Source organism: Pseudomonas sp. Sample_22 (assembly GCF_004307635.1).
GTDB lineage: Bacteria > Pseudomonadota > Gammaproteobacteria > Pseudomonadales > Pseudomonadaceae > Aquipseudomonas.
Genome location: NZ_RCNY01000089.1, coordinates 1 through 24,042 on the forward strand (window position 1 = coordinate 1; position 24,042 = coordinate 24,042).

19 protein-coding genes are annotated in these 24,042 nt (G+C 60.3%); 12 read left to right on the plus strand and 7 right to left on the minus strand.

Annotation, left to right across the window (positions count from 1 at the left end; translation table 11 throughout):
- Positions 1–210 precede the first annotated feature (210 nt).
- The 5 genes from mrdA (at position 211) to D8U73_RS25830 (ending at position 7,830) form a co-directional block, all read left to right on the plus strand.
- Positions 211–2,103: a penicillin-binding protein 2 gene (mrdA, locus tag D8U73_RS25810; RefSeq protein WP_130906115.1), complete on the plus strand. Its 1,893-nt coding sequence runs from the start codon at positions 211–213 to the stop codon at positions 2,101–2,103.
- Positions 2,104–2,223: 120 nt separating this feature from the next.
- A complete protein-coding gene (locus D8U73_RS25815) occupies positions 2,224–4,134 on the plus strand; it encodes a sigma-54-dependent Fis family transcriptional regulator (RefSeq protein ID WP_130906116.1) in 1,911 nt (636 codons plus the stop codon).
- Positions 4,134–5,852, plus strand: a complete 1,719-nt coding sequence (locus tag D8U73_RS25820) for an ABC transporter ATP-binding protein (RefSeq protein WP_130906117.1) — start codon at positions 4,134–4,136, stop codon at positions 5,850–5,852. Before D8U73_RS25815 ends, D8U73_RS25820 begins: the two co-directional genes overlap by 1 nt.
- Positions 5,853–5,857: 5 nt before the next feature.
- Positions 5,858–6,529 (plus strand): S8 family serine peptidase, encoded by a 672-nt coding sequence (locus tag D8U73_RS25825; RefSeq protein WP_056856926.1) that lies wholly within the window; start codon positions 5,858–5,860, stop codon positions 6,527–6,529.
- A 2-nt stretch (positions 6,530–6,531) separates the two neighbouring features.
- Positions 6,532–7,830 (plus strand): tryptophan 7-halogenase, encoded by a 1,299-nt coding sequence (locus tag D8U73_RS25830; protein WP_130906118.1) that lies wholly within the window; start codon positions 6,532–6,534, stop codon positions 7,828–7,830.
- A gap of 138 nt (positions 7,831–7,968) precedes the next feature.
- Here D8U73_RS25830 and D8U73_RS25835 read toward each other — a convergent pair whose 3' ends face one another.
- On the minus strand, positions 7,969–9,459 hold the full coding sequence (locus D8U73_RS25835; RefSeq protein ID WP_130906119.1) for an aldehyde dehydrogenase family protein: 1,491 nt from the start codon (positions 9,457–9,459) through the stop codon (positions 7,969–7,971).
- Positions 9,460–9,984: 525 nt separating this feature from the next.
- Here D8U73_RS25835 and peaA point away from each other — a divergent pair.
- The 4 genes from peaA to peaD all read left to right on the plus strand — a co-directional run bounded on the left by peaA (position 9,985) and on the right by peaD (position 14,544).
- Complete coding sequence (gene peaA, locus D8U73_RS25840) at positions 9,985–11,565, plus strand: quinohemoprotein amine dehydrogenase subunit alpha (protein ID WP_130906120.1); 1,581 nt, start codon at positions 9,985–9,987, stop codon at positions 11,563–11,565.
- Positions 11,566–11,646: 81 nt separating this feature from the next.
- The gene (gene peaB / locus D8U73_RS25845; RefSeq protein WP_056856930.1) at positions 11,647–13,077 is read left to right on the plus strand and encodes a quinohemoprotein amine dehydrogenase maturation protein; all 1,431 of its coding nucleotides are present in this window, start codon (positions 11,647–11,649) and stop codon (positions 13,075–13,077) included.
- 1 nt (position 13,078) lies between these two features.
- Positions 13,079–13,402, plus strand: a complete 324-nt coding sequence (qhpC, locus tag D8U73_RS25850; RefSeq protein WP_008016081.1) for a quinohemoprotein amine dehydrogenase subunit gamma — start codon at positions 13,079–13,081, stop codon at positions 13,400–13,402.
- A 23-nt stretch (positions 13,403–13,425) separates the two neighbouring features.
- A complete protein-coding gene (peaD, locus tag D8U73_RS25855) occupies positions 13,426–14,544 on the plus strand; it encodes a quinohemoprotein amine dehydrogenase subunit beta (protein WP_130906121.1) in 1,119 nt (372 codons plus the stop codon).
- A gap of 131 nt (positions 14,545–14,675) precedes the next feature.
- On the opposite strand, the gene D8U73_RS25860 is transcribed toward peaD, so the two are convergent.
- Complete coding sequence (locus D8U73_RS25860) at positions 14,676–15,080, minus strand: lysozyme inhibitor LprI family protein (RefSeq protein ID WP_130906122.1); 405 nt, start codon at positions 15,078–15,080, stop codon at positions 14,676–14,678.
- A 159-nt stretch (positions 15,081–15,239) separates the two neighbouring features.
- On the opposite strand from D8U73_RS25860, the gene D8U73_RS25865 reads away from it, so the two are divergent.
- Entirely contained in the window at positions 15,240–15,728 is a 489-nt protein-coding gene (locus D8U73_RS25865; RefSeq protein ID WP_056856933.1) for an SRPBCC family protein, read from the plus strand.
- Between the two features lie 317 nt (positions 15,729–16,045).
- On the opposite strand, the gene inhA is transcribed toward D8U73_RS25865, so the two are convergent.
- The gene (gene inhA / locus D8U73_RS25870) at positions 16,046–16,732 is read right to left on the minus strand and encodes an isonitrile hydratase (RefSeq protein ID WP_130906170.1); all 687 of its coding nucleotides are present in this window, start codon (positions 16,730–16,732) and stop codon (positions 16,046–16,048) included.
- A gap of 89 nt (positions 16,733–16,821) precedes the next feature.
- Between inhA and D8U73_RS25875 the strand changes: the two genes are divergently transcribed.
- Positions 16,822–17,784, plus strand: coding sequence for a GlxA family transcriptional regulator (locus D8U73_RS25875; RefSeq protein WP_130906123.1), 963 nt, complete (start codon positions 16,822–16,824; stop codon positions 17,782–17,784).
- Here the strand turns inward: D8U73_RS25875 and D8U73_RS25880 are convergent.
- From D8U73_RS25880 to D8U73_RS25890, 3 genes are all read right to left on the minus strand, one after another.
- On the minus strand, positions 17,781–18,176 hold the full coding sequence (locus tag D8U73_RS25880) for a hypothetical protein (protein WP_056856936.1): 396 nt from the start codon (positions 18,174–18,176) through the stop codon (positions 17,781–17,783). The two genes, D8U73_RS25875 and D8U73_RS25880, sit on opposite strands and share 4 nt — an antisense overlap.
- A gap of 182 nt (positions 18,177–18,358) precedes the next feature.
- Positions 18,359–20,182, minus strand: a complete 1,824-nt coding sequence (locus tag D8U73_RS25885; protein WP_130906124.1) for a glycoside hydrolase family 15 protein — start codon at positions 20,180–20,182, stop codon at positions 18,359–18,361.
- 110 nt (positions 20,183–20,292) lie between these two features.
- Positions 20,293–21,816, minus strand: coding sequence for a family 2 encapsulin nanocompartment cargo protein terpene cyclase (locus D8U73_RS25890; protein WP_130906125.1), 1,524 nt, complete (start codon positions 21,814–21,816; stop codon positions 20,293–20,295).
- Between the two features lie 237 nt (positions 21,817–22,053).
- Here D8U73_RS25890 and D8U73_RS25895 point away from each other — a divergent pair, with 237 nt between their 5' ends.
- Positions 22,054–23,229 (plus strand): MFS transporter, encoded by a 1,176-nt coding sequence (locus tag D8U73_RS25895; protein ID WP_130906126.1) that lies wholly within the window; start codon positions 22,054–22,056, stop codon positions 23,227–23,229.
- A gap of 51 nt (positions 23,230–23,280) precedes the next feature.
- Here the strand turns inward: D8U73_RS25895 and D8U73_RS25900 are convergent, their stop codons facing one another.
- The gene (locus D8U73_RS25900; protein ID WP_130906127.1) at positions 23,281–24,027 is read right to left on the minus strand and encodes a 3-oxoacyl-ACP reductase family protein; all 747 of its coding nucleotides are present in this window, start codon (positions 24,025–24,027) and stop codon (positions 23,281–23,283) included.
- Between the last annotated feature and the right edge of the window lie 15 nt (positions 24,028–24,042).

A 24,042-nucleotide genomic window follows, 5' to 3' on the forward strand; every position in this document is an offset into this window, starting at 1 on the left:
CGTCAAGATTAAATTCCGAAACCCCAATTGCGAAAGCAGTTGGGGTTTTGTTTTGCCTGGCGAAAAGTACCCGGGGAAATGCATGTCCGTTACAAGTTAAATAAAGTTACACGAAAGTGACTTAGCAGTTTTGGTATGGTGCAGCTCGTTTTTTACGGACTGTTTCCAAGCTTAGGGATCGGTATCTTTTTTCACAGAGTTGCTTGAGAAATGCCCGGCCCCATCCCGATCAAAGACCACGAAAAAGAATCCCGTCTGGTCAACAAAAGACTGGTGGCTTGTGCTTTTTTCGTCGTCGCGATTACCTGTGCATTGGTGGTGCGTTTGTACGTGCTGCAGGTCGTCGAATTCGACTATCACTCCACGATTTCGGAGAACAATCGCGTCCATGTCCTGCCGATCACGCCTACCCGTGGCTTGATCTATGACCGCAATGGCGTGGTGCTCGCGGACAATCGGCCCAGCTACAACCTGACCATCACCCGCGAACGCGCTACCGACGTCAATGAAGAGCTGGATGAGGTGGTCAACCTTCTGCATTTGCCCGCTGAAGACCGCACGCTGTTCGACAAGGCGATGAAACAAGCACGCCACCCGTTCGTGCCCGTAACGCTGTTCTATGAATTGAATGAAGAGCAGATCGCGGTGCTCGCGGTCAACGAGTTCCGCTTACCGGGCCTGGATGTCGAGCCGCAGTTCGTTCGACACTACCCGCTCGGCGAGCACTTCGCTCATTCGGTTGGCTACGTAGGACGTATCAACGAGAAAGAATCCAAGGCGCTGGATACGGTTGAGTATCGCGGCACCCAATCCATTGGCAAGACCGGGATCGAAAAATTCTACGAGTCACAGCTGCACGGCCATGTCGGTTACGAGGAAGTCGAAACCAATGCCCAGGGTCGTGTCCTGCGCGTGCTCAAGCACACCGATCCGGTTCCCGGGGAAAACATTGTCCTGAGTCTCGACGTCAAGCTCCAGGAAGCCGCGGAACAAGCCTTGGGTGATCGCCGCGGCTCAGTCGTCGCACTGGATCCTTCGACCGGCGAAGTGTTGGCCATGGTCAGTAATCCAAGTTTCGATCCGAACCTGTTCGTCACCGGTATCAGCGCCAAGGAATACTCGACGCTGCGTGACTCGATCGACCGGCCGCTGTTCAACCGAGTGCTGCGCGGCCTCTACGCACCGGGCTCGACCATCAAGCCTGAAGTCGCGATTGCCGGACTCGACGCCGGCGTTGTCACGCCACAGACCCGAGTCTTTGATCCGGGTTACTACCAGCTCCCGGATTTCGATCACAAGTACCGCAACTGGAACCACAGCGGCGACGGTTGGGTGGATATGGACGCGGCGATCATGCGGTCCAACGACACCTACTTCTATGACCTGGCGCACAAGCTGGGCATCGATCGTTTACACGACTACATGGCAATGTTTGGCCTGGGTGAGAAAGTTTCCCTGGATATGTACGAAGAGTCGTCAGGGTTGATGCCATCCCAGGCCTGGAAGCGCGCCACGCGCCGTCAGCCTTGGTTCCCGGGGGAGACGGTCATCCTCGGTATCGGCCAGGGCTACATGCAGGTCACACCACTGCAGTTGGCCCAGGCGACGGCGCTGATCGCCAACAAAGGGGTGTGGAACCGACCGCATCTGGCGATGACCGTGGACGGTGTTGCACCGGTGGACGAACACCCGATGCCAAACATTCTGCTCAAGGACCCCCGTGACTGGGAGCAGGTAAACCACGGCATGCAGATGGTCATGCACGACTCGCGCGGAATTGCACGCGCCGCAGCGGCAGGCGCGCAGTATCGCATCGCCGGCAAAAGCGGCACCGCGCAAGTGGTGGCGATCAAGCAGGGCGAGCGCTATAACCGCGAGAAGACCCGTGAGCGCAACCGCGACAATGCCTTGTTCGTCGGGTTCGCCCCGGCAGAACACCCGAAGATCGTAATTTCGGTCATGATCGAAAACGGTGAAGCCGGTGGCCGGGTTGCAGGACCTGTGGTGCGGCAGATCATGGACGCATGGCTGCTCGATCAGGACGGTCATCTCAAGCCGCAATACGCTACACCCGGTAAAGCTCCCGGCGATCCCCACGTCTGACGCTGTGCCAGCTGGCGGAACAAGCGCCCTACGGCACTTGCCATTGCCCTGACGTTAACGTAAAGATTGCTCCAGGGCGCCGATGTTTGAAGGCGCAGGGCGGATGACCCGGAGCGCTTGATGACGCTAATAAAAACAAACTCCCCCAAACTGCATCGCGAAGCCCGGCTGGCCAGGGAAAAGCTGCATCTGGAAGGCGAAGTGCCGGACGGCGTCCTGCGGGCGGAAATCGATGCTTCGTGGCGGCGCAGTCTCAGCCATGGTGTGCATTTCAATGCCAAGCATGAACTGGCACTGGAATCGAGCACGAGCGTGGACGTGTTGCTGGCGAGCAATCGCTTGCTGATCGACGCTGCACTGCCGGCCATCGATTATCTGGCCGAGCGTCAGGGCAAGGATGGCTTGATCATCCTGGCCAATTCCGATGCCACCATTCTTGCTGTCGAAGGGCGCGCCGACCGCCTCAAGGGCAGCGGCCTGCAGGACATTACCCTCGGTGCCTGCTGGAGTGAAGCCGCCCGGGGCACCAATGCCCTCGGCACTGCGCTGGTGGAAGCCCGGCCAACCCTGATCGATTGCGGCGAACATTACCTGGATCGCCTCAGTGACTTTTCCTGCACTTCGGTGCCCATTCATTGTCCGCAGGGTGACATCCTCGGCGTCCTTGATCTGACCCGCGAAGGCCCGCTCGGCCGCGCCCACGACAGCACCGCGTTGCTGGCCATGGCTGTCAGCCAGATCGAGAGCCGGGTGTTCAACGCCAGTTATCCGGACGAAATCGTCCTGGCATTCCACAGCCGTCGGCAATACCTCGAATCCCCTTGGCAGGGCCTGTTGGCAGTGAGCCTCGGCGGACAGATCCTTGCGGTCAGCGCGCAAGCCTGCCAGTTGTTGCATGCCGAGCGTTCGGCACTGGTAGGCCGACGTTGCGAAGAGTTTCTTGGTGTCGATGGCCTGCAATTGCTGGCACGCCTGCATCAAGGTGGCGCCGGCAGCCTGCAAACCGCCAAAGGCGAATTTTTCTACAAGACCCTGCGTGCGCCGCAACGCACGATCAATGTCAGCACTCCACCGCGTAGCGTGGCCAAAACCGCTAAAGCCCAACCCCAACCCGATCTCCAGTCTTTGGCTGGCAGCAATGCCCGCTACGCCCGCGCTTTGCGCATGGCCCGACAAGGCCTGGCCAACGAGCTGCCGGTGTTGCTGCTGGGCGAAACCGGCACGGGTAAGGAAGTCATCGCCCGCGCCCTGCACATGGCCGGTGCCCGTTGCGACAAACCCTTCGTCGCGGTGAATTGTGCGGCCATCCCCGAAGGTCTGATCGAGTCCGAACTGTTCGGCTATCGCGAAGGCGCGTTTACCGGCTCGCGTCGTGGCGGCATGGTCGGTCGCTTGCAACAGGCCCATGGCGGTACGTTGTTTCTCGATGAAATCGGCGACATGCCGCTGGCCTTGCAGGCTCGGTTATTGCGGGTACTGCAAGACCGCAAGGTGGCGCCGTTGGGCGCTGGCGAAGAACAGGACATCGACATCGCGCTGATCTGCGCCACTCACCGTGACCTCAAGCGCCTGGTAGAGGAAAAGCACTTTCGCGAAGATTTGTTTTACCGGGTCAACGGCATCAGCGTCATGCTCCCCGCTTTGCGCGAGCGCGAGGATTTCGCAGGGCTGGTCAGTCGCATGTTGAGCAAACTCGATGCGCCTGATGTCGTCCTGCATGACGATCTGGACCGCGTGCTCGCCGGCTACCACTGGCCGGGTAACATCCGTCAGCTGGAGATGGTTCTGCGCACCGCGCTGGCCATGCGCGAGCCGGGAGAAACAGTGCTGACCCTCGACCACCTGCCCGACAGCATGCTCGATGAATTGACCGCGACTGAACGTCCGCAAGCCGGCAGTATTCGGGAAAACGAACTGGAGATGATCCGCCAGTCCCTGGACAGCCATCAGGGCAACGTCTCGGCCGCCGCTGACGCCTTGGGTATCAGCCGCGCGACCCTTTATCGCAAGCTCAAGCAGCTGCGCTCGTGATGCAGCGCCTGATCGTTCGGCTGATCGACAGCCAGAACCCCGAGGCCCTGCAAGCGGCGTTGCGATGGCTCTACAGCTTCGTGCGTCCCCATCGACTGGCGATTGCCGGACTACTGGGCTTGTCGGTGTGCGCCTCGGCGCTGGTACTGGTGCAGCCCTGGTTGACCAAGCTGCTGATCGACGATGGTTTGCTGGCACGCGACTTCCCGATGCTGGTGCTCATCGCCGGGTTGATGATCGTCGCCGGATTGCTGGGAACGGCGCTGTCGGGCATCAATCGCTACCTGCACACGCGTTTGTCCGGGCGCATGCTGTTTGCCCTGCGCGATGACCTGTATCGGCATTTGCAGACCCTGTCGCCGAGCTTCTACGGCCAGCGACGCATCGGCGATCTGATGTCTCGTCTTGATGGTGACGTGGCGGAGATTCAGCGCTTTGCCGTGGACTCGCTGTTCTCGGCGGTGTCCAGTGTGATCGGGCTGGTGGTGGCAGTGGCGATGCTGCTGACCTTGTCCTGGAAACTCTCGCTGCTGGCGTTGGTGCTGATTCCCCTCGATGTGCTCTGGCTACGCTGGATGCGGCGCAAGGTCGAGCGCGATGTACGGCAGCTGCGCGAACGCTCGGCGGATATGTCGTCGTTCATGGTCGAGACGTTGCCGGTGATGAAATTCATCCAGTCCGCCGGTCAGCAGCAACGTGAAGCGAGACGTCTGGAGACGCTGGGGCAGGGCTACATGAGCCAGTTGCTGCGCCTGCAAGTCACCGAGTTTTTCACCCAGGCCGTGCCGGGGACGTTGACCTCGCTGTCCCGCGCCTGTGCGTTTCTGATTGGCGGCTATTGGGTGGTGCAGGGCACCTGGCAACTCGGTGCGTTGATCGCGTTTTCGACGTATCTGGGCATGGCCGTCGGGCCCGTGCAAAGTTTGCTGGGATTGTACGTGGCGATTCAACGGATGACCGTCAGTCTTGGTCGGGTGATGGAACTGCGAGGTGAAGAGCCGACCGTGTTCACCCCGGCTGCACCGAAGCCGATGCCTGCTTCTGGCGAGCTGCGTTTCGAGGATGTGCACTTCAGCCATCCCGGTCGGCAGACTACGTTGCGCGGAATCGAGGCGCATATCCCCTACGGTTTGAAAGTTGCCCTGAGTGGTGGCTCCGGGGCCGGCAAATCGACCCTGATCGACCTGCTGCAGCGGCACCATGATCCGCAGTCGGGCCGTGTGCTGTTGGGCGAAGTCGATCTGCGTGAACTGGACCTGTTCCAACTGCGGCGACGCATCGCCGTGGTCAGTCAGGACATCGTACTGTTTCGTGGCAGCCTGGCCGACAACCTCGCTTACGCGGTGCCGGATGCCAGTCGCGAAGCGATTGCCGAAGTGGCACGGTTGGCGCAGCTCGACAGTCTGATCGCGTCCTTGCCCGAAGGTCTGGACAGTCCGCTGGGTGAGCGCGGCCAGCAATTGTCCGGGGGCCAGAAACAACGCATCGCGATTGCCCGCGCGCTGTTGCAGGACCCTCTGATCCTGGTACTCGATGAAGCCACTTGCGCGGTGGATGAAGCCACCGAACGTGAAGTGATCGAGGCCATCGACCGCTTGTTTGCCGGGCGCACGCGCATCTTGATCAGCCATCGTCCCTCAACCCTGGCCGATGCCGATTTGCGCTTTGAATTGCAAGACGGCGTGCTGGTTTCGAAAGCGGTGCTGCATGAAGCCTGAGCCTTATGAAAACTGAGTTGCGTATCGGTGTGGTGGACAGCGGACACTCGGCAGCGCAGCGGGTGCAGGTCGTGGCCGGGCGCAGGTTTTCACTGGTCGAGGACGGCCTGGCCGAAAGCGACTTGCGCGAAGATCCCTTGGGCCACGGCAGCGCAGTGATCGAAGCCATTGGGCGACGCGCACCATCGGCGCAGTTCTGCGTGGCGCAGGTGTTCGATCAGCGCGGCGTCACCAGTGCCTTGCAGATCGCCTCGGCGATTGACTGGCTAGTGACGCAGGACGTGCGCCTGATCAATCTGAGCCTCGGCTTGCGTCAGGATCGCAGCCTGTTGCGGGCGGCCTGTGCCGCAGCGGTAGCGCGTGGCGTGCTGCTTTGCGCATCCAGCCCGGCCCAGGGCGAAGGCGTGTATCCGGCGAATTACCCACAGGTGCTGCGAGTGACCGGCGATGCCCGCTGCGCCGAACTCGAATGGTCGTGGCTCAACAGCGCCCAGGCGGATTTCGCCGCGTGTGTCCACGGCACTTATCCGGGGCAGTCGGGGGCCAGTCTCGGTTGCGCGGCATTGAGCGGACACATCGCCGGATTCCTGGTGGAACAGCCCGGGGCGAGCAATGCACAAATCATCGAGTGGCTGCGGCAGAACGCTCGTTATCGCGGACCGGAAAGGCGCTTCTGAGCATGACGATGATTGTCGTTTTGGGTGCCGGGCCAGCAGGCACGGCTGTGGCGCTGGGATTACGGCGGCTGGGTCATGCCGTCACGCTGGTCAGTGAGTGGCGCCGGTTTGCGGCGCTCGAAGGTGTGTCTGTGCGGGTTCTCGACGCCTTGCGCGGCGCGGGGTTGCATCAAGCGCTGGCGAATGCTGCGTTGCCGTCACAACGGCAAGTGAACTGGAACGGTCGGCAACACGCGCAGAACATCGAGTTTTTGCTGGATCGTCCAAGCTTCGATCGCGGCCTGCGCGAAGACTTGCGTACCGCCGGTGTTTCGCTGATCGAAGGCCGGGTAATGGGCGTCCAGACGTCACCGTTCGGGCATTGCATCCAGATCGAAGGACAGGAGGCGTTGAGCGCCGATTTTCTGGTGGATGCCCGCGGGCGTCAGGCGCCCGCCCTTGGCAAGGGGATGCGCGGGCCGGAGACGGTCAGCCTGCTCAATCGCTGGCAAGGCTCGCCCGGCAAGACCGCCAGCGCCGTGGAAAGCCTGGCGGACGGTTGGGCGTGGATGGCGCGACGGGCCGACGGTCAGTGTTATTGGCAATGGACGGTGGACGTCACCAGTGCCGAGTTGCCAGGCAAAGCGATGTTGCTCGAATACTGCCGACAGCGGCGCCGGGCATCGGCAGTGGCTCGAGCATTTTTCGCCGATCAGGTTGAAGTCGATTTGCAGCTGCATGCCCGCAGCAGCACCGCGATCCTCAGCCCGCAGGTGTGTGGCGAAAACTGGATTCGCGTGGGGGATGCGGCGATGGCGGTGGACCCGCTCTCGGGCAACGGCATCTTCCAGTCCCTGTCGTCAGCGTTGCAGGCGCCGGCGGTGATCAACACGTTGTTGCACAAACCCGAGCGCGCGGCGCTGGCCAAGCGTTTTCACCAGCAGCGCGTGGAACAGTTGTTTTTGCGTTTTGCGCGGATTGGCCGGGACTTCTATGCCGATGAGCAGCGTTGGTCCGATCAGCCATTCTGGCAGGCGCGGCAGCAATGGCCGGATGCCGAGGTGGCCCATGCCGAGGCGGATTTCGCTGCGCTGAGGATTGAGCGGGCGCCGGTGTTGTGTGATGGCTTTGTCGATGAAGCCGAGGTGGTGATTACAGCGGATCAGCCGTTGGGGATCTGGCATGTGCAGGGCGTTGAACTGGCGCCGTTGGTGCGGCGATTGAAGCAAGGCGAACCTGCAGAGCAAGTGTTGGCGGGGTTGACGGTGGAGCAGGGGCGGGTGGTTCGGGGGTGGCTGTTGACTCAAGGGTACAAACCTTGAGTTTGATCGTTCCCACGCTCTGCGTGGGAACGCCGCCAGGGACGCTCCGCGTTCCACTTCAGAAGGTGACGCAGAGCGTCACGGGATGCATTTCCACGCAGAGCGTGGGAACGATCAGTGGGTCACGGGTGCCACAAATTACAACTTGATCAACACCGACTTCAGCTCGGTGTAATGCTCAATCGCCGCATACCCCATCTCACGCCCGACCCCCGACATTTTGTAGCCACCAAACGGCAGTGCCGGGTCCAGGGCGCTGTGGCAGTTGACCCACACTGAACCGGACTTGATCCGCGGAATCATCCGGTGCACCGCTGCCAGATCATTGGACCAGATGCTTGCGCCCAGTCCATAAGGGCTGTCATTGGCCATGCGCAGTGCATCGGCTTCGTCGTCGAAGGGAATCGCCACCAGTACCGGGCCGAAGATTTCTTCCTGCACCAACGAGTGCTTCTGATCGACGTCGACAATCACCGTCGGTTTGACGAAAAAGCCCGGCCCGAATTGCTCACCACCGCAGGCGATGGTGGCGCCGCTTTCCCGGCCTTTTTCGATATAGCCGTAGACGCGCTCCTGTTGACGTGCCGAAATCAGCGGCCCCATCTCAACGCTCGGGTCCAGGCCATTGCCGAGCTTCATGGCATTGGCGATACCGGCGATGTCGGCCACCACATTGTCGAAATGCTTGCGCTGCACATACAGGCGCGAGCCAGCGCAGCAGACCTGTCCCTGATTGAAGAAAATTGCGCTGGCAGCACCGGCTGCGGCGGTTTTCAGGTCGGCGTCGGCCATGACGATGGTCGGTGATTTTCCGCCCAGTTCCAGCGTCACCCGGGTCATGGAGTCCATGGCGATCTTGCCAATCTGCTTGCCCACGGCGGTCGAGCCGGTGAAGGTCAGTTTGTCCACCAGCGGGTTATGGGTCAGGGCGGAACCTGCGGTGATGCCGGTGCCGGTGACGACGTTGAACACGCCTTCCGGATAGCCCGCTTCCAGCACCAGTTCGGCGAGTTTCAGTGCGGTCAGAGGGGTTTCATCCGCAGGTTTGAGCACCACGGTGCAACCGGTGGCCAGGGCCGGGCCGAGTTTCCAGCAGGCCAGCAGCAGCGGGAAATTCCAGGCGACGATGGCACCGACCACGCCCACCGCTTCACGACGGATGAAGCTGTGAAACTGGTCGTTGGGCATCAACGGTGCCGACACGTCGACTGTCGAGCCTTCGATCTTGGTCGCCCAACCGGCCATGTAGCGCAGGAAGTCGATGGCCAGTTGCACGTCCATCACTTGGGCGACGGCGGCGCTTTTGCCGTTGTTCAGGCATTCCAGCTGCGCCAGCAGTTCGGCGTCGCGCTGCATCAGGTCGGCGAGTTTCCATAGCAGGTTCTGTCGCTCACGGGGGCGGGTGCGGGTCCAGGCGGAATCATCGAATGCCTGGCGGGCGGCGAGTACGGCGCGGTCGACATCGTCCGCGGTGGCTCGCGGCACCACGCACAGCACCTCGCCGGTGGCCGGGTTGTGCAACGGCATGGTCTGGCCGTCGGCGGCTGCGACCCAGTCACTGCCGATGAGCATGCGCGGGGCACGCTGGATGAATGCCGAAGTGGCTGGAAGCAGGTTTGGAAGCGACATGATGAAACCTCGTCTTGTTCGTTGTGACGAGGTCTTTCGCAATGGCTGTGCCAGTTGTGATTTTTTGGCCCGAACGCCCTGTTTGTCGGGGCGTCACAGATTCTCTGCGGATCATCCCGTGATCGATAAACGTCGCAAATTGCGACGAACTGAGAATCTCATCTCCTCTGTAGAAGCGAGCCTGCTCGCGAAAAACGTCCAGGCAACCAGTGCAGCCAGACACCCAACGTTATCGTACGTCCATCGCAAGCCGGCTCGCTCCTACAAAGGCTGCAGCTATGCTTGTCTCAGGTTGCAACAGCTGTCGCGAAATAGAACGTGCCCGCCGTTGATATGCCCGTCGAAAATCCAGGTGGATTATGTCAAGTCATTGATTCAAATAGATATTCATAAGCTGGCACGCTCCGTGTATTGCTCATCGCAGACGTTTCTCTTGCCTCCGTCAGCGGCTCGCCGCCGACGGCAGAAACCATAAAAAACGATAAGCCACAAAAATAAGAAAGCACCGTGCGAGGTTAGACGTTGATGAAGAGAAGACTCCGATCAGGCATGAGCGCCGGCCTGCTGGCCGTGGCCGCTTGCATAGCCCTGCATTCGCCCTACAGCCTGGCAGCCCGCGACGCCCAGACCATCCTCAAGGAAACGTGTCAGGGCTGTCACACCCCTGAAGCCAATAACGCCCTGAGCCGTATCAGCCACCAGCGCAAGACACCGGAAGGCTGGCTGATGAGCATCGCCCGCATGCAGACCATGCACGGTTTGCAGATCAGCGATGAAGATCGCCGCACGCTGGTCAAGTACCTTGCCGACACTCAGGGGCTGGCGCCGAGCGAAACCGACGGCGTGCGTTATGCCATGGAGCGCCGGCTCAACACCGTCGAGCAGTTCGACGATCAGACCAGCCAAATGTGCGGCCGCTGCCACTCCGGTGCGCGGGTCGCGCTGCAACGGCGTCCGGCTCAGGAATGGGAGCGATTGGTGAACTTCCACCTTGGCCAATGGCCGTCCCTGGAATATCAGGCGCTGTCCCGCGACCGCGACTGGTTCGATCTCGCCCGCAAAGAAATGGTGCCGTTGTTGGCCAAGCGTTATCCGCTGGACAACCCGGCCTGGAAAAAATGGCAGAGCAGCGCGCCGAAGAGCGAGGCGCTGGCAGGCGACTGGAGCTTCAGCGGCCACTTGCCGGGCAAAGGCGAGCTGGCCGGTGTCATGAGCGTAACGGCTGACGGCAGCGACACCTTCAAGGTCAGCGTCAAAGGCCAGTACGCCGACGGCACGCCGTTCAATGGCGACGGCAGTGCGATTCTCTACACCGGCTATGAATGGCGCGGCAATGTCAGCATCGACGGCGTGACCATGCGCCAGGTATTCGCCGCCCAAGGCAATGCCATGCAGGGCCGGATGTTCGAGGCCGAGCACGATGAGCGTGGTCTGGACTTCGTCGCTGCGAAACAGGGTTCGCAGCGTCTCCTGGCGGTGCAACCTGGCTATGTGAAGGCCGGTAGTGAAACCGAGGTCACCCTGATCGGCAGCGGCCTGAGCGGCAAGCCGAACTTCGGCAAGGGTGTGGAAGTGGTGCAGGTCGTCGAGCAAAGCCCGGAGCAGATCAAGGTCAAGCTCAAGGCCGCCGCCAATGCCCAGCCGGGCCTGCGCGTGGTCACCGTCGGCACGTTGAAAGGCCCGAGCCTGTCGGTCTACAGCAAGATCGATCAGGTCAAGGTCATACCGGAATTCTCGGTGGCGCGGATCGGTGATGGCGGTGGTTCGACGCCGAAAGTCCAGGGCCGTTTCGATGCTGAAGCCTGGGGCAAGGGCACTGACGGCAAGCCATATCGCATCGGCGTGTTCCCGGCGCAGTGGAAGGTCGAGGCCTTCGACGATCGCGCCAAGGAAGACGAAGACGTCAAGTTCGCCGGCACCATGCAGGCCGATACTGGCGTATTCACACCGGGCGACGCCGGGCCGAACCCTGCGCGCAAAATGTCCACCAACAATGCCGGCAACCTCAAGGTGATCGCCGCCGTCGATGACGCAGGGAAATCCCTGACCGGCGAAGGCCACATGATCGTCACCGTGCAACGCTGGAACAATCCACCCATTCCTTGAGCTGACTGAACGCAAGCGTTTACAGACACTTTTCGGAATGACCGCAAGCCCCGTACCCCGGGGCCTGCACAGGAGGTTGCAATGGGCGCTATCTTGAATCTGGTCGAGCGTAATCTGCACGAAGTGCACGTCGATGCCGACCGCATGCTGTTTCATATTCCCAGCAGTTCGCTGTTCGCCAGCGATGAACTGACAGGCACCATCATCGATACTTTGCGTGGACCGGGGTGTTCTTCGGACGACCTGATCCAGCGTCTGGCTGCGCGCTTCAACGGTGAAGAAATCACCGAAACCCTGCGCGAGCTGATGGCCCTGGAACTGGTCAGCGACGGCTCACCGCTGACCCCGGACATCGCCACCAAACGCGTCGAGCGCACGGCGATCAATACCGTGGTGCTCAACGTCAACACCGGCTGCAACCTGAGTTGCACCTACTGCTACAAGGAAGATCTCGACAAGCCGTCAGCCGGCAAGAAAATGGACGTCGAAACCGCGATTGCCTCGGTGGAAATGCTGCTGCGCGAATCGCCGGACGAAGAGCGTTTCACCGTAGTCTTCTTCGGCGGCGAACCGCTGAGCAATCGCAAGCTGATCGAGTACATGGTCGATTATTGTGAGAAACGATTTGCCGAGGCCGGCAAGTTCGTCGAGTTCGTGATGACCACCAACGCCACGCTGCTCACCGAAGAGACCGTCGACTATCTGAATGCGCACCGGTTCGGTCTGTCGGTCAGCATCGACGGGCCGAAAACCGTACACGACCGCAATCGCATTACCGTTGGCGGGCAGGGCACTTATGATGTGGTGCGGCGCAAGGCCGAGATGCTGCTGTCGCGCTACAACAGCCGTCCGGTGGGGGCGCGCGTGACCTTGACCACGGGCGTCACCGACGTCGAAACCATCTGGGATCACCTGTTCAATGAACTGGGTTTTGCCGAGGTTGGTTTTGCCCCGGTCACCTCAGGCGACATCAGTACGTTCAACCTGACCAGCGATGAACTGATCGAAGTCTTCGCCAACATGAAGAAGCTCGGTCGGCGTTATCTGGAAGCGGCGCTTGAGCACCGCAACATCGGCTTCTCCAACCTGCACCAACTGATCACCGACATCCATGAAGGCCACAAAAAAGCCCTGCCATGCGGCGCGGGCCTGAAGATGCTGGCGGTCGATCACAAAGGTGAGCTGAACCTGTGCCACCGCTTTACCGGTTCGAGCCTGCCGACCTTCGGCAACGTCCACAGCGGCGTGAAGCAGGTGGAGTTGAACGACTTCCTGTCGCAACGCCTGGACCGTACCAACACCGGCTGCGAAGACTGCCAGATTCGCAATCTGTGCTCCGGCGGTTGCTACCACGAGAGCTACGCCCGTTACGGCGATCCGACTCACCCGACCTATCACTATTGCGAACTGATGCGTGACTGGGTCGACTTCGGCATCGAGGTCTACACCCGGATCATGGCTCACAACCCTGCGTTCATCAGCAGCTACATCACTCCGCGCAAGGCTCACTGATATGAAACATCTCAAGGCAATCAATAACAAAGCGTTGAAGCTGGATCAGGCCGCGGATGAAAACCGCATCGAAGAAGTGGTGGCGATGAGCTCCGTGGCGGGCTGCGCTTCGACCACTGACCCAGGTTGGGAAATCGATGCGTTCGGCGGTGTGTCGTCGCTGTGCCAGCCGATGGAGGCAGACCTTTATGGCTGCTCCGACCCATGCTGGTGGCCGGCGCAGGTGCCGGACATGATGAGCACTTACCCGGACTGGAACAAGGATGCCCAAGCGTCCAACGACAACTGGCGCAACCTCGGCACTGTCTTTCCGAAAGACAAGTGATCGGACATCAGAAGGATTCCAGCATGCGTAATATCAAAGCCTGCGGCCTGGCCGCGTTCGCCGTTATGAGCAGCCTTTCGGTCAATGTTCTGGCCGAGGAAAATGCCGCGTTGCAAGTCGGTCACGAGTATATGTTGACCACCAACTACCCCAACAACCTGCACGTGATTGACCTGGCTACCGACACACTGTTCAAGACCTGCAAGATGCCTGACGCCTTCGGACCCGGCACCGTGCAGTTGTCGCCGGATCGCAAGATCGCCTACGTGCTGAACAATCATTACGCGGATGTCTACGGCGTTGAGCTGGACAGCTGCAAACAGGTGTTCCACGCCAGCATCACCCAGAAGCCGGGCGAGAAAGCCAAGTCGATGTTCGCCTTCACGGTCAGTCACGACGGGAAAGAGCTGTACACCGTTGCCAACCCGACGCTGAGGATGAACGACCGCTACGAAGTGCAGCAGCCTCGGCTGGATGTGTACAAGACCGACGGCGGCATGGACGCCAAGCCTGTGCGCAGTTTCCCGGCGCCGCGGCAGCTGACCATCATGCAGAGCGGTGATGACGGCACGCTGTATGTGGCGGGGGCGGACGTCTACAAGGTCAATGTGCAAACCGGCAAGTTCGACGTGCTGATCCCGAGTCGTCACTGGAAACGCGCGAACTACAGCGCGCCGGACGTGCTCTACGTGTGGAACCAGCAGACCTACCGGCATGATTTTTCGCTGCTGTACACCGCCGCAAAGTTCAAGGACAAGAAGCAGGACCCGGCCACCGCCGAATACCTGTATGGCCTGTTCAGCGTCGACCTGAAAACCGGCAAGACCGAAACCACCGACTTCGGGCCATTGACGGAAATCTATTTCAGCGGCATGCGCTCACCGAAAGACCCGAACCTGATGTTCGGCGTGCTCAATCGCCTGGCCAAGTACGACATCAAGGAGAAGAAAATGCTCCAGGCGGCGACGCTCGATCACTCCTACTACTGCATTTCCTTCAACAAGGATGGCAGCAAGATTTACCTGGCAGGGACCTTCAACGATGTGGCGATCTTCGATGCCGACAGCCTGAAACAGACGGGAAGCATCAAGTTGCCGGGTGGGGATATGGCGATTACCACGGCGCAGATTTTTGTCCGGTAATTGCGCTGCCTGATCTGGCGCCATCGCAGGCAAGCCCGCTCCCACAGGGTTCAGCGGTGTTCACACGATTGTGACCACACCACTGTGGGAGCTGGCTTGCCAGCGATGAGGCCCTCAAGAACAACAGAGAATCAAACCCCCGGCACCGGACACCCCAAATCCCCCTCCTGACACTTCAGGTAAGTCTTGAATGTCTCGACCCGCGCCTTGGTCAACTCCGTCACGCAGTTGCTGTAGATCAGCGGATAAACACTCCCGCCTTCCACACCAGACGCCGAAAACTTGCACTCGGCATCGCGGAACGCAATCCACGAACGTTGCGCGCCCAACAGCAGTTTCTTGCGGTCGGGGTCGCCTTTCAGGCGGCCAGTGATTTGCTGGTAAAGCGCATTCAACTCCTTGTCAGCCGCCGCATGCTGCTGCGACGCACACTGGTTCATCGTCGCCTGATCGGTGGCGTTGTCGCAGTTCACGGCGGCATGGGTCAGGGTGGCGAACATCAAGGGCGTCAGCGCCAGGAAAAAGCGTACGAACATGGAAAAAATCTCGCGGTGGCGATGAAAGTAGGGGGCAGTGTAGCGAAGCCTGCGTCGCTGTCAGGTGCACGATTACGACAGTTGATCTGCTTGCATACAACTTTCAGGCTGGACATGTGGTCTTAGAAGCCTACTGTTGTTCAGTACAGGAGGTGACGTATGAAACCAGTACCCAATAGTTTTGAGCGCAAAATCACGCTTAAATCGCCGCGTTCCCATGTATGGCGCGCATTGGTCGATGCCGAGGCCTTCGGGCAATGGTTCGGCGTGGCGCTTGAAGGCAGGCGCTTCATTGCCGGCGAGTGGACGCAGGGGCAGGTGACGTATCCCGGTTACGAGCATGTGCTGTGGAATGTACTGGTCGAGCGGGTCGAGCCGCAGCAATTGTTTTCCTTCCGCTGGCATCCTTATGCGGTGAATCCGAAGATCGACTACTCGCAGGAACCCACCACGCTGGTGAAATTCGAATTGCAAGACTTTGAGGACGGCACGCTGCTCAAGGTTTCCGAGTCGGGGTTCGCGCACATTCCCGACGTACGCCAGAAGGAGGCGTATTACATGGATAGCCGTGGCTGGGAGGAGCAGTTGAGCAGACTCGAACAGTTTCTGGCCGAGAACGCCAAGGCCCGTGAGCGAGAAGGTGACTGACGGCCATGCGTTCAACCCGAATATTTACGGCTGCGAAGCGTGATGCCTTAGGGCCCCAAGGGTTTTCGGAAGGGGTGCTATGGCGAATGTCTTACACGCCGTAACAACTATGTCGTCTATTGCGGATTGGATCCGATGCGTATTCTGGCCCCATCCACTGAAGCACAAGGAGTGCTCAGGATCATGGATGATCGGCCATTTGCAGGGATTGCTCACGACAGGGAGTCGTAATGGTCTTGGAAGAACCCGCTTCGGCGGGTTTTTTTATGGGCGATAGAAAAGTCTGGCTGCGGGATGATTCGTCCCGCAGCCATTGTTTATTGCCGATTGAGCTTCGCCGCTGCGCGTTCGGTGATCTCCCTGCGCAGTTTCAACGAGGCCGCTGCGCGTTTTCGGGCTTCTTCCAGCACACCGGCTGGCGCAGCTTCCGGGCTCCCAGCTGCGAATGGCGGGGCCGGGGCATATTCCAGTTGCAATTGCACCAGCTCGGCGGTGTCCTGATCGAACAGCTCTGCCGCCAGGGTCAAGGCAAAATCGATGCCGGCGGTGATACCGCCACCGGTCAGCAGGTTGCCATCTCGCACCACCCGGTCCTTCACCGCAATCGCCCCCAGCGGCGTCAACAATTCGTGATAGGCCCAGTGCGTGGTGGCGCGTTTGCCTTTGAGTAAACCGGCCGCGCCGAGCACCAGTGCGCCCGTGCAGACCGACGTCACATAACGCGCATTTGCGGCCTGCGCCTTGATGAAGGCGAGCGTTTGCTCATCTTCCATCAGCGGACCGACGCCGCTGCCACCGGGGACACAGATAACATCCAGCGCCGGGCATTCGTCGAAGGTGACGGTCGGTTTCAGCAGCAGGCCGGTGCTGGCGGTGATGGGCATCAAGTCCTTCCAGATCAGATGCACTTTAACGTCCGGCAACGAGGCCAGCACGTCGTAAGGGCCGGTGAGGTCGAGTTGTTGCACCTGTGGAAACAACAGAAAACCGATCTGCAAAGTCATGGTGTTTTTCTCCTGAAGTGGCTGGACGACTTCACTGTAGGCGCCTAGGATTTGGCGCATACGCCAATCACCCCACGAATTACGCCAAAATGCCGAAAACCATTCACGTACTCGCGTTTGCCAATGTGCAGTTGCTCGATGTCACCGGACCGTTACAGGTGTTTGCCTCGGCCAACGACATCGCCCGTCAGCAAGGCTCGCCAGCACCGTATGCGCCGACGGTGATTGCCAGCGGCGGCGGGGCGGTGATGTCTTCGGCGGGGCTGGCATTGTTGGCCGAGCCGTTACCGGGACAGGGCAGTGACACCTTGATCATCGCGGGTGGTTGGGGGGTGTACGCAGCGGCGCAGGATCAGCCCTTGGTGACCTGGGTACGCGAGCATGCAGCAGGCTGCCGACGAGTGGCCTCGGTGTGCACCGGGGCATTCCTGCTGGCGGCCAGTGGTTGGCTGGATGGCCGTCGCGTGGTCACCCACTGGACCCGATGCGAACAGCTGGCGCAGCAGCATCCGCAATTGCGGGTCGAGCCCAATCCGATTTTCATCAACGACGGCCCGGTCTGGACCTCGGCCGGGTTGACCGCCGGCATCGATCTGGCATTGGCAATGGTGGAAGCCGACCTGGGCCGTAACATGGCCCTGGAAGTTGCCCGGCAATTGGTGGTCTTTCTCAAGCGCCCCGGTGGCCAATCGCAATTCAGCGTGACCCTGTCCCTGCAGAAAGAAGACAGCCGATTCGACGAACTTCATGCCTGGATCAGCGAAAACCTCGGCAAAGATCTTGGCATTCCCACTCTGGCACTCCAGGCGGGCATGAGCGAGCGCAGCTTCGTCCGTCATTACCGCGCCGAGACCGGCCAGACCCCGGCCCGGGCCATTGAACTGATCCGGGTCGAAACCGCGCGCCGATTGCTCAGCGATACCGGCGTACCGGTCAAACGGGTCGCCGCACAATGCGGGTTCGGCAGCGAAGAAACCTTGCGCCGCAGTTTTCTGCGGGCGATGGGGGTTACGCCGCAGGCTTATCGTGAGCGGTTCTCGGTCAGTGTCTAGTCGCCTGTTTCCACTTCCGTCACCTGATTGAAATACTTCGCCCGATCCGGCGTAAACGTCACCACCATTTTCGTACGTGAGCAGGTCAACGTCCGCTCTTCGCCCAAATCCACATCCAGATCTTCCCCACGCAAGCCCTGCCACTGCGCGAGGTATTTGAGTGAACCGTATTTTTCGAGTTTTTTCAGGCTGCGGCTGACGCCACCTTTCCAGCCCAGCACCGGCAGTTCGCCGGCGAGGCATTGTTGGGCCAGGTCGGGGAAGCGGGCGGCTCGCTGGCGGCCGACTTCCCAGCATTTGATCAGGCCCTTGTCGGAGGCGTCCCACAGTTGGTCGCGATTGAGGCCGGTTCGAAGGGGCAGGTCGATGCTGCGATGGATGCGTTGGGACATTCTGGTTCCTTGAATTCGGGGATGTTGGACAGCTCCGCTGTACCCGCTGATTCGGAATGTTAGGTGGGGTTGTTGCGGCTGGCAACAGGGTATTTCCAGCGATTTCGTTTAAAAAGTGTAGGGCATGGGCATTCGACAAACCTGAGGCGAAGCGTCCATTGACCGCCGGTTCAACACCCCGTTCAAGGTTGCCAAAAACTCTTCTCGCCACTCAATTTTCGATCGAGAAAACACGCAGCGCTGATCAATGCCAGGTGCGTTAGCGCTTGCGGCGTATTGCCCATGTGCCGCCCGTGGCTGTCGAACTCTTCGGCGTACAGTCCCAACGGGTTGGCATAACGCTGCAGTTGCTCGAACTCCAGATGGGCCTTTTCCAAGCGTCCGGCGCGGGCCAGGCATTCAACGTACCAAAAGGAACAGGCAGCGAACGCGCCTTCTGTGCCCGGCAGGCCATCGATGTGGGTGTGTTCGTTGTGATAGCGGTAAACCATGCCGTCGCGCACCAGGTTTTTTTCGATGGCGTCGAGGGTCGCCAGCCAGCGTGGGTCCTTGGCGCTGACGAAGCGCACCAACGGCATCAGCAGCATTGATCCGTCGAGGCCGGTCCCGCCGATGTGCTGGACGAAATGCCCGTGCTCTTCGCTCCAGAAGTTGTCCCAGATGTCGGCGTAAATGGCCTGGCGGGTTTGATCCCAACGGGCGAACGGGGCCGGCAGCGAACGTTTCGAGGCGAGACGGATCGCCCGGTCCAGCGCCACCCAGCACATCAGACGCGAATGCAGAAAGTGATGTTGCTCGCCGCGCATTTCCCAGATGCCGACGTCTTCCTGGTTCCATGTTTCGCAAACCTGATCGACCACTTCCACAGCGTGCTTCCAGCCTTCGTGGGAAATGGCTTCGCCGTACTTGTTGACGAGGTACACCGCATCCATCAGCTCGCCGAAGATGTCGAGTTGTACCTGGGCGTAGGCCAGGTTGCCGATGCGCACCGGTGTCGCCCCGCCATGACCGGACAGGTGCGTGAGTTCGATTTCCGGCAGCTCCTGACGACCATCGATGCCATACAGAATATTGAGTTTCATCGGCTGGCCGTGGCAGTCACTGACCCGTCCGCGCAACCAGCGCATGTAGGCGTTGGCCTCTTCGACGAAACCCAAACGCATGAAGGCATACACGGTGAAGGAGGCATCACGGATCCAGGTGTAGCGATAGTCCCAGTTGCGTTCGCCGCCCGTGGTTTCCGGTAGGCCGAAGGTTGCAGCGGCGAGGATGGCGCCATGTTTGCGCGAGGTCAGCAGTTTCATCGCCAGGGCTGAACGGTTGACCATTTCCCGCCAGCGACCGCGGTAGTTGGACTGGCCGATCCAGTCGCGCCAGAACTTCAAGGTACGTTGCAGGCAAAGTTGCGTAGCGCCTTCCTTGAAGCGCGGATCGTCGACGGCGCCGAGCAGGAATTCGGCGGTCTGGTCCTGTTCGAGGGTGAATTCGGCGACGGCCGCATGGGCCGCTATGTGTAACGCCTGATCCGCAGCGAGGCGCAGGGAAGGTTGATCGGTGGCTTCGAAAATCACCGTTTTTTTATCGAGACGCGCGCGGGTGGTGGCGCGGGCATAGTCGTGTCGCACGGCGCAGCACATATGAAAAGTTGCCTTGCCGCTGACCACCCGTACCCGGCGCATGAGCAGCGGCAGGTCGTCCTCGCTGTCACCGATGGGCAGCAGGTCGGTGACTTCGACCACGGCGCGATCGCTGAGCCAGCGGGTTTGCAATACGTTGGTGTCCGGCAGGTAGATTTGCTCGCGACGGGCATCGGGCAAGTCCGGGGACAGCTGGAATATCCCGGCCTCGGGGCTGTCCAGCAGGGCGCAGAAGATCGATGGGCTGTCGAATTCCGGCCAGCAGAAAAAATCCACGCTGCCCTTGTCATTGACCAATGCGGCACTGCGCATGTCGCCGATAATACCGTGGGCGTCGATGGGGCTTTGGCTTTCGGGGTGATCGGCCATTGTCGCGAAACTCCGGGAACCTGGGACTTAATCAGCTGACTGGCGGGCACCCGTGAGAGTTCATGCCGAGCCCGAAATCATCTTCACCCAAGCCACTAGGCCTGTCCCCGTCAGATCTGATATCGACCACTGTGGCGATGCCACTCCAGACTGCCCGCCACCCAACTTTTCACCCCTGCCAGATAACGCTGCAGTTGCGGGTTTTGATCCGTCAGCAGCGCTTGTTCGGCGCTTTCATACAGGCGCATCACATCGTCATGAATAGTTGCGCTGAGCTGCATGGCTTTTTCGATTGAGCAGCCCTGTTCCGCCATCAACAGCCGCGGCAGATTGAAGTCGCCTACTTCAACCAGGCTTTCCTTGGGCGCCGAAAACAGATCGTTGGCGATGATGGTTGCGCTGGCGGCCAGCGTCGTGACCCGCCGCACGGCCGGAGCGCAATAAACATTGGCCGGCAGCTCATAGCCACCGATGATGTCGATCAGCGACATGCAGGGCAGAAAACTGTTGGTCTGGCGCTGAGCCAGGTATTCCCAGAGGGCAGGCGTCACGCCGTTGATACGCCAGGCAGCTTCGGCAGTCATCGTGACGAACATGGCGATGATTTCATGACGGACCCGGGCGATTTGCGCGGGTGTGGCGAACTCGCCGACCCGCCCCATGTATGCGCGCAGGCCTACCAGCACGGGATCGCTGTCCAGTGCCTTTTCCAGATCAGTGCGAAAACCTTCGGTCAGGTGTGCAGGTTCAAGTGCAGCGAGTGCAATGGATAAACGCGAGCCAACGAGTGCCGGTACCGACCCGGTGCTTTCGTCATCGCAGTAATAGTCATCGACGGCAAATAATGCGGCGATGCATTGGGCCGATAGCAGCAGACGATCCGGATCGTCGGTGTCGGTATGGCACAACATGGCGAACCTGCCGAATCCTGAGGAACGGATCTTGTGCTGCTGGCCAGCGAAAATACCGGTTTTTTCGATCCAGCTCATAAGCCGTTCATCGACTTCTGCGGCGAGTGCCTCATCGATTCTGACAGGCATCGGGCAATACAGCGGCGGTACCTGCCAGCGCGGCTTTGGCCGGCGGCTCGGTGTGAAGCTCACGGCACTCTCTTGCCAATATCGCACGCCGTCGAGGCCAAACCGTTCAAATATCCGGTGAAACCACGCGGTAAACATCTGCGGCGTGGCGTTGAGGGCATCGGGGATTTTCGACAGCTCAAGCCATTGCCAATCCTGCGCTTCTTCAGGATTGGCAACAGGATCGATATCGCAGATGCCAGCAAATACATGGTCGTATTCGTGCTCGATCAACTGGTTCGAGACTGATTCGTGATAGAGCAGCGTCGAGACCTTCAACAGCTTGCAGGACAGGCCCATTTCTTCATGCAACCGTCGTTGTGCTGCCGCAAGCGTTCGTTCACCGTGACGCGGATGGCCACAACAGGTGTTGGTCCAAAGGCCTGCCGAGTGGTATTTGCCCTGTGCGCGCTGTTGCAGTAACAGACGTGCGTTGCGATCGAAAATAAACACGGAAAAGGCGCGGTGACGCAGTCCTTTTTGATGGACCTGCATCTTGGGGGCGAAGCCGGTCTGGCGGTCTTTTGGGCTGACCAGAATCAGTAACTCTTCCATAGCAAGACTCCTGTGTGTCTTCGCTACCGGACGTTACTGCGGACCAGAATGCTAGTGAACTTCAGACGTGACGCGTGGTGGATGGAAAATCTAGTTCAGTTTGATGGGTGCCGCAAGGGCGGCCCGATCCTGGCCAATGCGCTGGTGAAAGGGGCTTCACATTCAACCAACAATTCCACGCTTTCGCGCCATTGCGCCTTATGGCAATTTGCACGGCCACTGACGAGAGCTGCATCCATGGCCAACCCCTATCGCGAATTGTTCAAAGCCCCCGGCGCCCGGGCCTTCGTGCTGGCCGGGATGATCGCGCGCATGCCGATTTCCATGACGGGCATCGGCCTGATCACCATGCTCTCGCAGTTGCAGGGTGGCTACGGGTTGGCCGGCGCGGTGGCGGCGACGTTTGCGTTGGCCACGGCGTTTTGTGCGCCGCAGGTATCGCGGCTGGTGGACCGTTTTGGCCAGCGGCGGATTCTGCCGGTGTCGGCATTGATCGGTGGTGGGGCGTTGTTGCTGGTGTTGCTGTGTACGCGCTTGCAGGCGCCGAACTGGACCTTGTTTGTGTTCGCTGCGATAGCCGGCTGCATGCCGAGCATGTCGGCGATGGTGCGGGCGCGCTGGACCGAGTTGTATCGCGGTCAGCCGCAACTGCAAACCGCCTATGCCCTGGAGTCGGTGCTGGACGAAGTCTGCTTCATCGTCGGGCCACCGTTGTCGGTAGGTTTGTGCGTGGTGGCGTTTCCCGAGGCGGGGCCGTTGGCCGCGTTGTTGATGCTGGCGATCGGCGTCACCGCATTTGTATTGCAGGGCAGCACTGAGCCGCCGGTGCATCCCCATGAAAAACATCATGCGGCGTCGATCATCCGCAGCGCCGAAATCCAGTTGCTGATGGTGTTGATGGTCGCCATGGGCACCATTGTCGGCGTGGTGGACGTGGTCAGCGTGGCTTTCGCGCAACAGCAGGGGCAACCGGCGGCGGCGAGCATTGTGCTGTCGGTGTACGCCATTGGTTCCTGCATGGCTGGTTTGGCCTTCGGTGCGTTGCGTTCGAAAGTGCCGTTGCCGCGTTTGTTTCTTTACGGCGGGGTTGCCACGGCGGTGACGACGTTGCCGCTGTTGCTGGCGGTAAACATTCTCGGCTTGTCATTGGCGGTGTTCGTTGCCGGGCTGTTTTTTGCCCCGACCTTGATTGTCGCCATGGCGCTGGTGGAGCAGATCGTGCCGCCGGCCAAGCTCACCGAAGGCCTGACCTGGCTGGTCACCGGGCTGAGTATCGGCGTGGCGATCGGTGCGGCGGGTTCGGGCTGGATGGTCGATGCATTCGGCGCCAGAAGCGGGTTCTGGCTGGCGATTGCGGCGGGTGCGGTGGTGTTCGGCGCTGCGGTACAGAGTTATCGCCACCTGAAAGGTTGACCCTGTGGGAGCGGAAAGGTCCGCTCCCGGATCTGCATCTTGTTCAAACCATCACGCGCCAAAGCCACCGTCGATGGTCAGGCTCGCGCCGGTGATGTAACCCGCCTCAGGACCCACCAGGTAGGCAACGAAACTGGCAATCTCTTCAACCGTGCCGTAACGACCGACCGCCATCAGCGGGATCAGGCTATCGGCGAAGTCGCCGCTGGCCGGGTTCATGTCGGTGTCGACCGGGCCTGGTTGCACGTTGTTGATGGTGATGCCTTTCGGGCCGAGGTCACGGGCCAGGCCTTTGGTCAGGCCGACCAACGCCGACTTGCTCATGGCATACGGGCCGCCACCGGCGAAGGGCATGCGATCGGCGTTGGTGCTGCCGATGTTGATGATCCGACCACCTTCGCTCATGTGTCTGGCAGCGGCCTGAGTGGCGATGAACACGCTGCGCACGTTGATGGCCAGGGTCTGGTCGAAATCTTCAAGTTTGAAATCTTCCAATGGAGCCACGGCCAGCACGCCGGCGTTGTTGACCAGGATATCCAGGCGACCAAAAGTTTCCACCGTCACATTCACGGCGTTACGAATGGCTTCGGCGTCGGCGCTGTCGGCCTTGATGGCGAGTGCTTTGCCGCCGTCCGCGATGATGCCATTTTGTAGTTCTTCAGCCTTGGCGGTGGAGCTGACATAGGTGAAGGCTACCGTCGCGCCTTGCGCGGCCAGGCGTTTGACGATGGCGGCACCGATGCCGCGGGAACCGCCCTGGATCAAAGCCACTTTGCCGCTGAGGTTCTGCGTAGTCATTTCGTTCTCCAAAGT